Consider the following 15,792-nt stretch of genomic DNA (forward strand, 5'->3'; position numbering starts at 1 on the left):
ACTACTTTATAATGTTTACTTTAGAACCATTGTCCAGGTTGATCTGTCCGCTGGTTACTACCTGCTCGCCATCATTCAGTCCGCTTAGTACCTGAACTTTATCACCGTAAACTTTTCCTACAGTCACTTTGATCAATTTGGCAACACCATTCTGAACAACGAAAAGCTGTCCTGAACTTACCCCGTTTACAAACGCCTCAGCAGGAACTGTAAGCATATTCTGAGTAGCGGCACCGTTGTTTGTTTTAAAGGTAGCAGTGGCATACATACCCGCCTTTAAATTCCCTCTGTTCTGAACTTCGATTTCAACAGGGAAATTTAAAGAAGCATCACTTTTTGGAGCAATAAATGTAATTCTACCTACGAAAGAATCTTCAGGTAAAACGTTTACTTTAATTGGAACTTCCTGACCCATCTGAATTTTTCCGATCTGGCTTTCATCTACTAATACAGACAATTTTAAGCTATTGATATTCACAATTTCAAACATTGAAGTTCCAATGGAAACAACCGTTCCAGGCTCTACCATTTTTTTATTGATCGTACCGCTGATACCTGCACGGATGCTTGTATCATTTACTCTTACTCCCTGAGCTTTAACGGCAGCCTGCATATTTTTCAGCTGCAGTCTTGAGTTATCAAGCTGTTGTTTTGTAACACCACCTGTTTTGAATGCGTTTTCGTAGCGTTGGTTATCTATGATCGCGTTCTGAAGGTTATTTTGAGCCTGCGAAACGTCTACTTCGATAGCATCTCTTTTGATTGTTGCTAAAACCTGTCCGGCAGAAACTCTGGAGCCTTCTTTTACCAGAACATTGACAATACGACCTGCAATTTCAGAAGACTGGTTCATTTCCTGCTTAGGAAGGAATGTTCCGTTTGCCGAGTAGTCCGTATCAATATTTTCTCTTGTAACGGTTACAATATTTACGTTGATTTTATCTACCTGCTTGGCAACCTCCTTTACTTCCTTAGTCTGTTTTTCTTTGTTGCCAGCAATCTTATAAGCGGCCAAACCTACAAGTACAGCTGCTACGATGATATATATTAAAGTTTTTTTCATTGTCTATTATTGATTTTGTAATGTGTTTAACTCTCCTTTCGCTTTAATTACCTTGATCTCGGCTTGTTTATAGTCCAGCAATGCATTAGAATAGTTCTGTTTAGCCTGTGTAAGCGAGTTTTCAGTATCCAATACTTCAGTAAGTGTTGCCAATCCATATTGATAGTTAGACTGGGTATTCTTCTGTACTTTTTCTGCCAGGTCCACATTATCTTTCATACTTTGAATATTGATTATAGCATTTTCCATATTAGAAATCGCATTTTTATAATCTAAACTAAGGTTGAGCTTTTTATTCTGGATGTCCTGATCCAGATCCAGAATATCAATTTCTGCCTGTTGAATCTGAGATTTGGTAGCCCCACCCATGAAAATAGGAATCTTGATGGCTACACCAATTGAAGCATAATCACCCCAGGTAGTTCCCTGGCTGGATCCTGTAGTATAAGGAAATTTATTCCCTAATCCCTGCCATCCATAGTTGGCATTAAGTCCTACCGTGGGATAAAGATTAGCTACAGTTGCTCTTTTACTATATTCTAAAAGTTCTTTCTGTTTATTTAAAACTTTTAATTCTGAACGGGTCTCCAAATTGACAGTTGTTGCCAATAATTCCGGATTAGGTACAATCTCTTTTTCTTCAAGCTCAATAGACGTCTCAATAGGAACTCCCATATAAAACTTCAAAGAATTTTTTGAAACTTCAACAGCATTAATCAGCTGCTGCTTATTGGATCCTATATTGGTAAGCTGAACATTGGTACGATCCAAATCGATTGGTTTTGCCAATCCATTATCTACGAGACTCTTGATTACATTTCTTACCCGTTCAGTATTGGCATAGCTTTCTTGCACGGTTTTAAGATTCTCTTCCTGAACGAATACCTGATAGTATGCCGTAGCTACATTCTCAATGATCTGCTCATTGGTTAATTCAGAATTCAAAAGGTAAAATTCCCGTGTTGATTTTGCAGCCTTAAGACCAATAAAAACTCTCTGGTCAAAAATACTCTGGTTAAGAGTTACAACGTTTACAGATTGCCATTTTGTTCCGAAAGCAACCGGAATAAGCTCACCTGGTTTCCCTAAGATTTCTCCGGGAAGTACAGACTTCTGCAAAACTGGGTTGTACGTATTGTTTATACTGGCACTTATCTGAGGTAAGGCCCCGGCTCTGGCTTCACCAATCTTATATTCGGCTTTTTTTACCTGTAAGGCTGCTTTCTTAGCTTCTGCCTTATTTTGAAGTGCCTGTTTTATTGCTTCCTGCAGAGAAACCTGCTGCTGGGCAGACACCGATGAAAAACCGAAAATCATAAATGCTGCAGCTATCCCAATTTTTAGCTTTGTAGCAGTTATACGTTTTCTTTTCATAATTTTATACTTCGTTTATTTTTTTATTAAGTTGCTTTCGTCAATTATTCCTAAAGGACGAATGATTTTCAGAAATACTTTATACTTTCTTAATTTTTAAACAACATGTTGATAATTATTCCTTTTCGTTCAGAAATAATCTGATCATATTCTTCATCATTTATTAAAAGATTCTCCATAAACAATGGTCTTATGGCACTTGGAAAAACTAACAGTGAAACCATGTTCAGGATAAACTGAACCGGAGCCATTTTTTCAATATTTCCCAATTCCATTTCTTTTTCGATATCACTATACATCTGGTTTAGTATATCTTCTTCAATTTCTCTCTGATGGCAGTTTCCTTTATTAATCTGTGAAACAATATAGGTTTCCAGATACGGATACTGAAGACTCGTTGCAAGGCTGCTTTCTATGAACTGGCTAATCTTCTCCTTAAAGGGCAGGTCGGCATTCTGAATAATTTTAGATTTTTCCTGCTCTACTTTCTGTGCTTCATCAAAGATGATCTGCAGCAGTTTATCTCTTGATCGGAAATAGTAGTTGATAAGGGTTCTGTTCACTCCTGCTTCATCGGCGATCTCCTGCGTAGTAGCATCAAATTTTCCTTTCACAAAGAATAAATTCTTCGCTGTCTCCTTGATCAATTCCTGTGTTTGGTCTTTTTTTGCTTGATTTGACATTTTTGTTAAACAAATTTGTGCAAATTTATATCAAATTTTATTTTTGACAAAATTGTTAAACAAAAATATTAAACACAATTATTATGATATCCATCATATTTTTGAAAAGAAATCATGAATAAGAGAGTTGTTATTATTTAATGGAAAGCTGATTTTTATATCTTTGCCGCAAAAATTAATAACCGATGAAAAAAATTTTATTACTGTTCTCAGTTTTGAGTGTAATACTTCTATTTTCACAGAAAAAGACTTCGGAAAACAATTCATACTATTTTTACGAAAACAAAGGCCAGATCATTGATCAGGACGGGAAAGAAAATAGAGATGTGAAATACCTCTTTCATTCCAACGGGCTGAATGTACAGCTTCGCTCCGGCGGGTTTTCTTATGATGTATATGAAGTAAGGAAAACAGCTAATTCCAACTTCTTGCAAAAAAAAGAAAATATTCTTCCCAATCCTAAGCTCTATAATACTGATGAATTCATTTATGAAAAAATGAATCACAGAATAGATATTGAACTTTTAGGTTCCAATAAAAAAGCGATTATCACAGCAGAGGACAGATCCAGGGATTATGAAAACTATTATAACCTTCCCAATAATTCTAAGGGTATAACTAACGTGCATCGCTATCAAAAAGTAAAATACAAGAATATATACCCAAATATAGACCTGGTATTCTTCAAACCCAAGGATACTTTAAAACCCATTGAATATAATTTCCTCATCAATCCGGGCGGAAAGGTTTCAGATATAAAAATGAAATTCAATGGTTCTCCTGCCTTAATCAAAGACGGTAAACTAACCATGGCTGTAAGGTTTGGCGAGATTCATGAAGATATTCCCAATAGCTGGATTGCAGGGAGTATTCAGAAAAACATTGATGTTACTTTTAAAGATTTTGGAAACCAAACTTTTGGTTTCACTACTCCAATCAATACTTCAAATAAAATGATCGTCATAGATCCTGTACCTACAAGAATATGGGGAAGCTATGCAGGAGGCTATGGGGATGAATATGGAAAAATGAAGACAGATATTCAAAATACAGGTTATTTACATGGAACAACTACCAGTACAACAAACTTTGCAACATCAGGAACATATCAGCAAAATTTAGCAGGAAATTTCGATGCTTTTTTACTGAAAATAAATAAAGATGGTCAAAGGCTGTGGGGAACGTACTACGGTTTTGGAATGACGGATGGATTTATGGATGTTGATTTTGATGAAAGCTTTAATATTTTTGCCGGAGGAACTGTTCAAAGGGGGCCATATAACGAAAATATTGTTTTAACAAAATTCAATAGTAACGGAAGTCTCGTATTTGAAAAGGAATTTGTTTCAAGCAGACAAGATGAGCTTTATACTGTTTCTTATAACCAAAATCATGTATATATTGGTGGAGATGCTTTCAGTCCAGATTTTCCTACAGTAAATGCAATGCAGCCTACAAAATCTACTCCTATAGGATATACAGACGGTATTTTAGCCTCTTTAAATTCCACCACGGGCAGCGTTGACTGGGCAACTTATTTTGGACGGAGTGATGGTTCTACGTCTATTTTTCACATTTTCTCTTCTGTTAATGATCTGGAGATTATTGGAGCTACACAATCTTCGACCATTCCTATGGTTAATGCTTTCCAGCCTGTAAAAGGCGGTGAATCTGATGGTATTTACTTAAAAATGTCAAAATCCGGAAATAACATTCTCAGATCCAGCTATTACGGCAATTCAGGGTCTGAATTAGTATGGAAAGCAAGAATTGTTAATAATACTTTGATTCTTGCCGGAAAATACTCTACACCAGCGTCTTATATGGGACAACCAGGTGTATGGCGTGTGGATTTAACCACCAATGCAATTACAAAAAGCTACTTTAATTTTACCGGAGACCCTCAGATATTAGCCTATCCAGACACTTCCGGTAATGTCTTCTTTACAGGACTGCATTCAAGCGGACAGCCCGACATATCCACTCCGGGGGCATATATGGGAATGCCGGCCATGTATATTTCAACATTCTTAATTAAATACAATCAAAACGATGTAAAAGAATGGGGAACTTATTATAAAGGAAATGGAGCTACACAATTAGGTCTGGTAACAAAAGATGAAGACGGCGCTATTTATCTTACCGGAATGTCAAGTGGAAACTCTTCCGGTATTGCAACTCCCGGAACATTCCAACAATCACAAGGCGGTGGTAATGATATGTTTATTGCAAAATTTCAAGACTGTACTTCCGCGGCAGTAGTTACTTCCAATTCTCCGGTATGTCCTAATAACACGGTTCAGCTCAATGCTACAGGAGGGACAACTTACCATTGGACCGGACCCAACGGCTTTACATCAAATCTGCAAAATCCTACTATTCCCAATGCTGCAGCGGCAAGCTCAGGAAATTATACATGCCAGGTTTCCGGCTCCGGAGCCTGTGACGGTAGTTTTACGGTAAACGTTGTCGTAGGTGATGCTATTGCCCCCGTTCCTAATACTTCCAGCTTAGCAGATATCTCAGGAGACTGCCATACAGTAATCACCAATTTCCCAACCGCTACGGATAATTGCGCAGGAACAATTACTGCAACAACAACGGATCCACTATCCTATTCAATTCCCGGAAACTATATTGTCCATTGGACTTATAATGATGGTAATGGAAATACTGCAAGTCAAAATCAAAATATAATTGTTACATCACCTTCTCTTCCGGTCGCAACTAACTTAAATCAAACTTTCTGCGCTACCAGTAATCCAAAAATATTAGATATTCAGGTTACAGGTCAGAATTTAAAATGGTATGATGCTGCGGGAACAGTCTTGCCGGTAACAACACCTCTTGTGAACGGACAGACTTATTATACTTCCCAAACGATCAATGGCTGCGAAAGCAACAAAATTGCAGTTCAGGTAACGGTAAATACCACTTCTAAGCCAAGTGCAAATGCTAACCAGGATTTCTGTGCTTCTGCCAATCCTACATTAGAAAAATTGATCATAACAGGCGTTTCACTGATATTTTATAATGCTGCGGGGACTGTATTACCTGTAACTACTCCACTTATCCATGGGCAGACCTACTATGTAACTCAAACTATCAATAACTGTGAGTCTGAAAAACTGGCCATCACGGTAACACTTTCTTTAGGCAATGTTCCCGCAAAAGGTTTTGCAGACACATTTTGTAATGATACTACCGGAAATACAATGACGGTTAATCTTCATAATTATGACGCCAGTATCATTAACAATCCGGGCAGTTATATTATCACGTATACTGATGGAGCAGGAAACCCTATAGCCAACCCATCTGCTTATATTATGAATACAGGATCATCACTTATATATGTAAAAGTAGCTACAACAGATGGATGTTTTAAAGTGGTAAGACTGGATCTGACTATCAATCCAAAACCTTTTGTTAACCTTCCTGAAAAACTGGATTTCTGTCAGGGAAAGTCAGTTATTCTGGATGCAGGATCAGGATTTAAATCTTATCTGTGGAATACCGGCGCTACCACTCAAACCATTACAGTATCAGTTCCCGGAACATATTCGGTAAAGGTCACCAATAATTTTGGATGTGAAAACAGCAGCTCTACGCAGGTTACCTATTCATTACTAGCTCATATTGTATCGATAAATATTACTAATAACACCGCTACAGTTATCCTTTCCGCATCCGGAAACTATGAGTATTCTCTGGATAATGCTACATGGCAGGACTCTAATATATTTACCAATTTAACAATGGGAGAATACACGGTGTATGTGAGAACAAAGTCCGGCTGTTACATCGGGCAGAAAAACTTCTCTATATTTAATATTCCTAATGCTATAAGCCCTAATGGGGACGGAGTGAATGACACATGGAAAATATCAGGACTGGAAAATTATCCGGGAACAGAAGTTTATTTATATGACAGACAAGGCGTCATAATTTATAAAGAAATTATAAACAAGAAACCCTTCCAATGGGATGGCAAATATGATTCACAGCCTGTGGCTACAGGAAATTACTGGTATATCATCAAAGTTTCTGATGGAAGAATATACAACGGCTGGCTTCTCATCAAAAACAGATAGCAACAAAAAAGAGCAGAAAATTCTGCTCTTTTTATTTTTTATAGTAATTTGATTTTGTCTTCTAAAATATCAATGATCTTATCCTTATAAAGTCCGCCGATAGCCTTTTTAAAATTCTTTTTGCTCATATTCAGCTCATCTTTGATTTCTTCAGGAGTTGATTTATCTGACACATAGAGAAGGCCGTAATTTTCTTCTAGCTTATTCAGAATTTTTTGCTTGAATTCATCAATATTCTCAAAACCAACCGGCTGAAGGGAAATATCAATTTTACCATCTTCACGGATATCTTTTATATATCCTGTCTCCTCTGATAAAGGATATAATTTTTTAAAAACATCAGAAGCATATATCAAACCGATATACTGTTTATTGATCACCACATTCCAGCCCAATTCGCTTTCATTCATCATTAGAAGATCTACTTTGTCTCCTTTTTTGAACGGAAGATCCTGATATTGTGGATTTCTTTTGAATTTTGTGGTTCCTGTAATCAGCCCCATCTCTTCCTCCACGTAGATATAAACCAGATATCTTTTTCCTTCGATAATTTTGGTTTTCTGCTGCTTATAAGGGATAAATAAATCTTTGATGATTCCCCAGTCCATAAATGCACCGCTTGGAAGGCTCTGTACACAGCCCATTACGGCGAACTCACCTACTTCAGCCAAAGGAATTTCAGTAGTAGCTTTTAATTTGTCGTCATCCTGATACACGAAAACCTCAACCTCTTCTCCTGTTTCTTTTTCTTCCTGGATGAAAATTTTGGGCAGAAAAGCTTTCTCGCCGGATTCGTCCACGAGCATCCATCCTGAATTGATTTTTTCTGAAATTTTTAAAGTCTGAGTTTTTCCGAGTTGCATTGATGATAAAATTAGCTGACAAAGGTACGGAAATTTGAAGATGTCAACCTAGTTAATACTGGTATAATCTTTCTAAGACTGACTTTATCTTTCATAAAACCTGCAAAACGTGTACATTTGAATAAAGAAACGCTCAAAAATATGAAAAAATATTTTGTACTGACTTTAATCTTCTGTCTAATCTTCTCAAAAGCTCAGGTATTGAAGAAAACAGCAGTTAATCTTGCCTACCGTTATACAGGAAGAAACGTACTGCAGGCCGGATTAGAATATAGATTTGGTGATGGTAATTATAAATCTATCATTATTGGCCCTTCCATTCTATATACCCGTATCAACGAGACAGATAAATTTATTCCGGAAGCAAATATTAATTTTCTCAATAACGGAATGATGTTTGGTATATCCGCGAACCAGTATTCATTGGAGCCTAGACTTGGCATTTCATTATTCAATGTTTTCTTTATCAATACAGGATATGCTTTTCCTATTCAAAGAGATAAATACTTTAAAGGGGTAACCTTTGGGATACAATTCAATATTGCTCCAAATAATACAAAATTTTACGACCGGATGAAGATGATGTAAGAAGGATAAGTTTTAGCTTAGGCTGGTCTTTGTGATAAATAATAAATGGACTTAAAGCCCGTCTGTATTACATTTTATCAGATTTAGGTAGAGAACCTTCATGTATTTGTACATCTTCTTCAAACCTAATTTTTCAAAAATCAGTTTCCATTTTGATAACGAAAAAGGAGAAACCTGATGGTCTCTCCTTTTTATATTGAATGATTAAGTCTCCTAATCAAATTTTACATATGGATTGGTCTTTTTCCTGTAGCATCCAATGCTGCTTCTTTAATAGCTTCTGCATATGTTGGGTGAGCATGAGAACTTCTTGCAATATCTTCAGCACTTGCACGGAATTCCATCGCAATTACTCCTTCTGCAATAAGGTCAGCAGCTCTTGCACCTATAATATGCATTCCTAAAACCTCATCCGTTTTTTCGTCAGCAATGATCTTCACAAGACCATCGATATCACCACTTGCACGGCTTCTTCCTAATGCTCTCATTGGGAACGAACCCACTTTATAAGCGACACCTTCCTCTTTCAGCTGCTCTTCAGTTTTACCTACTCCGGCAACTTCCGGCCAGGTATAAACAACACCAGGAATTAAATTATAATTGATGTGCGGCTTTTGCCCTGCTAATGTTTCAGCAACAAAAACACCTTCTTCTTCAGCTTTGTGAGCTAACATTGCGCCTTTGATAACATCTCCGATAGCATAGATATTAGCAACATTAGTCTGTAAGTGGTCGTTTACTTTCACTCTTCCTCTTTCGTCAAGCTCTACTCCCGCCTTTTCAAGACCAAGACCATCTGTATAAGGTCTTCTTCCTACAGAAACCAGACAGTAATCTCCTTCTACTACTACTTCTTCACCTTTTTTATCTTTAGCAGTAATTTTTACGGTATCACCGTTTCTTTCAACCGCAGAAACCGCAGTAGAAAGCATAAACTTCATACCCTGTTTTTTAAGAACTTTAGTCAATTCCTTGCTTAAAGCTCCATCCATTCCAGGGATGATTTTATCCATAAATTCAACAACAGTTACCTGAGCTCCTAATCTTAGGTATACAGAACCTAATTCTAATCCGATAACTCCACCTCCGATTACTACTAAATGTTTAGGAATTTCTTTAAGGTTTAAAGCTTCTGTAGAAGTAATCACTCTTTCTTTATCTAAAGAGATGAAAGGTAAAGCGGTTGGTTTAGAACCTGTTGCAATAATTGTATATTTGGATTCTACTGTTTCAGAAGAACCGTCGTTTTTTGTGATTTTAATCTGAGTTGCAGATTCAAAGCTTCCTAATCCTTCAAAAACAGTGATTTTATTTTTGTTCATCAGGTAATTGATCCCGTCTGTATTCTGTTTTACCACTTCATTCTTACGCTCAATCATTCTGGCAATATCTGCCTGAGGCTCATTGATGATAATTCCGTGGCCTGCAAAATTGTGTTTTGCATTTTCGAAATGTTCAGAGCTGTCAAGAAGCGCTTTTGACGGAATACATCCAACGTTAAGACAAGTTCCGCCTAAAGTTGAATATTTTTCAATAATTGCTGTTTTGAAACCTAATTGAGCTGCACGGATCGCAGCTACATATCCTCCAGGACCAGAACCTATTACGGTAACATCGAATTGACTCATGTTATTGTATGAATTTGTTTATTATTATCTATCTTAATTCTCACAAATTTACATATAAATTACCAAGCACCAAAGTGAGTTTTATCAATTTTAAAAATGATAATTATATGCTTTAGTTTTATGAAAATTGTTATTTTATGAGCTTTATATTTCCCTCACCGTCCTCCTTCAAATAAATTGCGCCAAAACAAATGGTTTTTCAGCTAATATTATAAACTCACATCCAGTTTTCCCTGCCCAAATGCACCGGTAGTTTCAAAAAAAGAACCGCCATACACATACCATTCAAGGCTTTCCAGATATTCTACTGCGTTTTCCGAAGTGATCTGTGAACGGTCTTTTTTCGACACTATTCCTTTGTACCATCTTCCTGATTTAGAGAAGCTTTCATATTCCACAAAATAATGAATCCATATTCTCTGGCACAACTTGCACTGTTGAATCGTTACCTCTCCATATCTTCCATTAGTATGATCTGTACCTAATTCCGAGCTTCTATACTCAGTATAATTAGAGTCAGGTTTTTCACAAGCGCATCCTATTTGGGGAATTTTATTCATTTACATCTATTTTATCAGACCCAAATCTAAGAAAATAAAACTGCATGAAACAAATGACATGGTCATATTACTTCATGAGATCCAGCAAAACTTTCTCATATTCATCTAATATAATATTCTTTGAAAACCTGGATTTAATTGAATTTTTTATAGCGTCTCTGTTATAGTTATTTTGAAGTACTTTTATAATCTGCTGGGCAAAACCATCATAATTTTCAATATCCGCAACTTCACCATTTACATTGTTCTGGATAATCTCATTAATCCCTCCCGGGCAGTTATTGGCTAGTGAATAGGTTCCACAGGCTCCTGCTTCAAGAAGAACGTTGGGAAAACCTTCATATCTTGAAGAAAGGACAAATAAATCAGCATACTTCAGATACTGATAGGGATTATCCTGTCTGCCATGGAAAATAACTTTTTTCAATCCTAAAAGTTCTTTTGTCTGCAGGAGAAGCTCTTTATCTTTTCCGTCACCCAGAATATGAAGCATGATGTTTTCATTTTTCAGTCTTGAAAAAACCTTCAACAGATTATCAAAACCTTTTCTGGAAGATAAATTGCCGATTGCAACCACGTTCTTATAATTGTATTTGAAACATTCGGGTTTTAAAGACAATGCTATTTTATCCTCAATAAAATCAAAATCTACAGGGTTATTGATCTTAACAATTTTTTTCTTTTTAATATTAAAATTATCAACAAGATCATACATCATATCATCACTTTGCGCAATAATTCGCTGATAATTATTGTAAAAATTATAGAAAAATTTAATCTCTTTACGGGTTACATGCTGGGTAACCACATTGGTTTCTCTGGCTATAAATTTTGTTCTTGGAAACAGTTTGATAAATAGCGACAAGTAAGCATTCACTTCCCCAAAACCGGAAAACACAATATCAGGTTTTCTTCTGTAGATCTCGCCTAAAATTGGCTTTAATGAATGTCTGATTCTCTCAGTATTGATATCTATGATTTCAATATCTTTTTTCAGGAAATTAAGATATCCGCCTTTTTTACGTAACAGCAAAATCTTTGGCTCAAACCGATCTCTGGAAAGATGATTCGCTATAGTGGTAACAATTCTTTCAGCACCCCCGGTTTCTAAGTCCGGCAGGATAAATATTACTGATATCTTTTTCATTAGTTAAAGTTACTAAAAACTTTCATTATGAGTCAAATATTGAGACGCTGAAGATTGCTTATAAGCAAAATTTAATCCTTCTTAAAAGTGAAATACTATTCAATATAATGTTGAAATAATGCAAAACTTTGTCTGCGATAAAATTGAAAGTGTTCTTTTATTCATTGCAAATAAGATCCTCACTCTTTCTTTGCTGGAAATCTTTGATTTTCCAGCGTCTTATATATTCATAGTAAGATCAATTCTTTGCGCCTTTGCGTGTTCCAATATTTAATAATTATTCAAAAAAATATTTTCATTTAGTTGACAAACAACAAAAAAAAATTATTATGGAATAACAAAGTTGGAACATATACAATAAAAAGCTCCCTTTTTTCAAAGAGAGCTTTTAATATTTTTTTAAAACGTCCTTAGTTAGCTACATCACTGATAAATTTAATTCTCAGCATTCTCACTTCTTCATCAGAAAGTTCATCTCCGAACTCATCAAGTAGTACTTTCATACTATCACTTTCGGATTCATTCATGAATTCCATGAAGCCATCCACAATATCTTCATCAAAATTATCTTCAATATAATAATCGATATTCAACTTCGTTCCCTGGTATACAATACGCTCCATTTCTTTCAGAAGCTCATCCATAGAAAGATTTTTAGCTCTTGCAATGTCTTCAAGATCGATTTTTTTATCGGTACTCTGGATAATGAAGACCTTGTGGCTTGATTTATTGGCCACCTGCTTCAGTACCATATCCTGGGTACGTTCTATATTATTATCCTCAACATATGTTTTGATATAATCGGCAAATTCCTTCCCGTATTTTTTAGCTTTTCCTTCCCCTACTCCGTAGATTTTATTGATTTCATCTACACTTGTTGGGTACTGAACTGTCATATCTTCCAAACTTGGATCCATAAACACAGTATAAGGAGGAATTCCATGTTTTTTGGCAACTTTTTTCCTTAGCTCTTTGAGTAGATTAAAAAGGTTCTGATCAAGACTTCCATTAGCCTGCTGCTGTACCTGGTCACTCTCTGCTTTGGCTTGTGTAAGATCAAATTCTCTGTCTTCAGCTATTAAGAAATTCTCTTTGGATTTACCATTCAGAAAATTTCTGCCTTTTTCGGTAATCTTTAGAACACCATAGGTTTCAATATCTTTCTGTAAATAACTCTGAACCGTTGCCTGTCTCAGAATCGTTTTCCAATAATTATCTTTTTCTTCTTTTCCAAAGCCAAAATAAGAGCTTTGCTCAAGTTTATAAGATTTTGTCACTGCATTTTCCTTTCCTACAATAACAGAAATAAGGTCTTTGGACTTAAATTTTTCTCCGGTGTCATTAATCAGTTCCAGAGATTTCTTTAAATCTAAAGTAGCATCTTTTAATTTTGGGGGATTGGATGAATTGTCACACATATTCGCACCAGCTCCTTTCACCGGATCAAAGTTCTCACCAAAGTAACACAGAATATACTGTCTTCTGCTCATAGAAGTTTCAGCATAGCCTACTACTTCATTCAGCAGCTGCAGTCCTATTTCTCTTTCAGAAACAGGTTTTTGTGCCAGGAATTTTTCTAATTTTTCAATATCTTTCGGATCATAGAATGCCAGGCAGTGTCCTTCTCCACCATCTCTTCCTGCTCTTCCCGTTTCCTGGTAGTAGCTTTCCAATGATTTAGGAAAATCATAATGAATCACAAATCGTACGTCCGGCTTGTCAATTCCCATTCCGAAAGCAATGGTAGCTACAATAACATCTACTTCTTCCATCAGAAATTTATCCTGATTGGCTACTCTAACTTTCTGATCAAGACCGGCATGGTAAGGAAGTGCGTTGATTCCATTGACCTGCAGAAGCTGGGCAAATTCTTCAACTTTTCTTCGGCTCAGGCAATACACGATCCCTGATTTCCCTTTATGCTGATTGATAAATTTAACGATCTCCCTGTCTACATTGATTTTAGGACATACCTCATAATATAGATTTGGCCGGTTAAAGCTCTCTTTAAACACCAACGCATTCGTCATTCCTAAAGTTTTCTGGATATCATCCTGAACTTTAGGGGTTGCCGTTGCTGTTAAAGCAATCACCGGTACGTTGGCGATTTTATCTATAATCTGTTTCAGATTTCTGTACTCTGGCCTGAAATCATGTCCCCACTCCGAAATACAGTGTGCTTCATCAATAGCAAAGAATGAAATCTTCACATCTTTCAAAAACTCCAGATAATCATCTTTAATTAATGATTCAGGAGCTACATACAGGAGCTTGGTTTTGCCGCTTTTTATGTCGTCAAAAACCTGTTTGGTCTGCGTCTTATTCAATGATGAATTCAATACATGTGCTACCCCATCATCCGATGAAAGGCCATTCACTGCATCTACCTGATTCTTCATCAACGCTATTAGGGGTGAAACGACTATTGCCGTACCTTCCGAAATAAGTGCCGGAAGTTGATAACATAATGATTTTCCACCTCCCGTAGGCATCAAAACAAAAATATCCTTCCCATTCAATAGGTTATCTATAATTTGTTCCTGCTGGCCCTTAAATGTAGAAAACCCAAAATACTTTTTCAATTCGCCTGATAAATTGGCTTTTTTTGCGCTCATCTAATTTTCTATTGCTAAATTTGCATGTCACCCAAAGTTATAACATTTCTGCTTAAAATAAAAGCGAACGAATTTATAAAAAATAAAACTTATATTAAATATTCTTTTTAAAATATAACGTTTTTTAAGAACTTTTTTGTATACCTTATCATCATAAAATGGATAGAACTAACATTGTATCAATTGCTAAAAGCACTTTAGAGATAGAAATTTCTGAACTTGAAAAATTAAAAAACAGAATTGATGACCAGTTTGCCCAGGCAGTAGAGATTATTCATTCAGCAAAAGGGAAGCTGATTGTAGTAGGAATAGGAAAATCTGCCCATGTCGGCAATAAGATTGTTGCAACTCTTAACTCTACGGGAACACCTTCTCAATTTTTACACGCTTCGGAGGCTATTCATGGAGATCTGGGGGTGATCCAGAAACAGGATGTTGTTTTGTGCATCTCCAATTCCGGAAACTCTCCTGAAATAGCGAATCTTGTTCCTTACTTAAGGGATTATTCTTCGGCATTAATCGGAATGACGGGAAATAAGAACAGTAAATTAGCTGAATTTTCAGAGTTTGTCTTAGATACCCATGTGGATGTTGAAGCTTGTCCTAATAAACTTGCACCAACAAGTTCCACAACAATTCAGATGGCCCTGGGTGATGCTCTTGCAGTTGCTTTGATGGAACTCAATGATTTTAAAGCTAATGATTTTGCCAGATACCACCCCGGAGGGAGCTTAGGAAAAAACCTCACCTCTAAAGTGGAACAATTCCTTTCTTCACAGAAGCCTCAGGTAACAGAAGATGCTTCAATAAGAGATGTTATCATCTCCATCAGTGCATCAAGCCACGGAATCACAGTAGTTACCCGTGAGGATCAGATCATTGGAGTCATCACAGACGGCGATCTGAGAAGGATGCTGATGAAGGAAGAGGATATCAGTAAAGTATTTGCAAAAGATATTATGTCTGCCTACCCAAGAACCGTAGAAAAAGGTGCACTAGCTAAAGAAGCGATGAAAATTCTGAAAGAAAACAATATCGGACAGCTGGTAGTGACAGAAAACGGAAAGTATTTCGGAATTATAGATCTGCATAAACTTTTAGACGAAGGGATTAATTAGAAATCTGAAGTTTGAAGTAATTAAGATAGAATGGCTCATCAGAATTTTTTATTGTAAAA

11 protein-coding genes are annotated in these 15,792 nt (G+C 36.3%); 3 read left to right on the plus strand and 8 right to left on the minus strand.

All coding sequences use genetic code 11. The features are described from left to right. Position 1: 1 nt before the first annotated feature. The 3 genes from AC27VX_RS05550 to AC27VX_RS05560 form a co-directional block, all read right to left on the minus strand. Positions 2-1,063, minus strand: coding sequence for an efflux RND transporter periplasmic adaptor subunit (locus AC27VX_RS05550; protein WP_236854613.1), 1,062 nt, complete (start codon positions 1,061-1,063; stop codon positions 2-4). 6 nt (positions 1,064-1,069) lie between these two features. Beyond that, positions 1,070-2,437 (minus strand): TolC family protein, encoded by a 1,368-nt coding sequence (locus AC27VX_RS05555; protein WP_236854615.1) that lies wholly within the window; start codon positions 2,435-2,437, stop codon positions 1,070-1,072. Between the two features lie 89 nt (positions 2,438-2,526). Continuing rightward, positions 2,527-3,120 carry a TetR/AcrR family transcriptional regulator gene (locus AC27VX_RS05560; RefSeq protein WP_236854617.1) on the minus strand — a complete coding sequence of 198 codons (594 nt, stop codon included), beginning with the start codon at positions 3,118-3,120 and terminating at the stop codon, positions 2,527-2,529. Positions 3,121-3,305: 185 nt separating this feature from the next. On the opposite strand from AC27VX_RS05560, the gene AC27VX_RS05565 reads away from it, so the two are divergent. Then, a complete protein-coding gene (locus AC27VX_RS05565; RefSeq protein WP_488694296.1) occupies positions 3,306-7,214 on the plus strand; it encodes a DUF7948 domain-containing protein in 3,909 nt (1,302 codons plus the stop codon). Between the two features lie 38 nt (positions 7,215-7,252). On the opposite strand, the gene AC27VX_RS05570 is transcribed toward AC27VX_RS05565, so the two are convergent. Beyond that, positions 7,253-8,077 carry a CvfB family protein gene (locus AC27VX_RS05570; RefSeq protein WP_236854619.1) on the minus strand — a complete coding sequence of 275 codons (825 nt, stop codon included), beginning with the start codon at positions 8,075-8,077 and terminating at the stop codon, positions 7,253-7,255. Positions 8,078-8,218: 141 nt separating this feature from the next. Between AC27VX_RS05570 and AC27VX_RS05575 the strand changes: the two genes are divergently transcribed. Beyond that, on the plus strand, positions 8,219-8,665 hold the full coding sequence (locus AC27VX_RS05575; RefSeq protein WP_236854621.1) for a hypothetical protein: 447 nt from the start codon (positions 8,219-8,221) through the stop codon (positions 8,663-8,665). 224 nt (positions 8,666-8,889) lie between these two features. Here the strand turns inward: AC27VX_RS05575 and lpdA are convergent, their stop codons facing one another. The 4 genes from lpdA to recQ form a co-directional block, all read right to left on the minus strand. Beyond that, complete coding sequence (lpdA, locus tag AC27VX_RS05580; protein WP_488694298.1) at positions 8,890-10,293, minus strand: dihydrolipoyl dehydrogenase; 1,404 nt, start codon at positions 10,291-10,293, stop codon at positions 8,890-8,892. A 209-nt stretch (positions 10,294-10,502) separates the two neighbouring features. After that, the gene (locus AC27VX_RS05585; protein ID WP_488694300.1) at positions 10,503-10,853 is read right to left on the minus strand and encodes a hypothetical protein; all 351 of its coding nucleotides are present in this window, start codon (positions 10,851-10,853) and stop codon (positions 10,503-10,505) included. Between the two features lie 67 nt (positions 10,854-10,920). Continuing rightward, complete coding sequence (locus AC27VX_RS05590; RefSeq protein WP_236854626.1) at positions 10,921-12,000, minus strand: glycosyltransferase; 1,080 nt, start codon at positions 11,998-12,000, stop codon at positions 10,921-10,923. A 410-nt stretch (positions 12,001-12,410) separates the two neighbouring features. Next, positions 12,411-14,615, minus strand: a complete 2,205-nt coding sequence (recQ, locus tag AC27VX_RS05595) for a DNA helicase RecQ (RefSeq protein WP_236854627.1) — start codon at positions 14,613-14,615, stop codon at positions 12,411-12,413. Between the two features lie 158 nt (positions 14,616-14,773). On the opposite strand from recQ, the gene AC27VX_RS05600 reads away from it, so the two are divergent. Next, entirely contained in the window at positions 14,774-15,733 is a 960-nt protein-coding gene (locus tag AC27VX_RS05600; RefSeq protein WP_236854628.1) for a KpsF/GutQ family sugar-phosphate isomerase, read from the plus strand. The last annotated feature ends 59 nt before the right edge of the window (positions 15,734-15,792 follow it).

This window comes from Chryseobacterium sp. 14P4.3.2, from assembly GCF_057799275.1.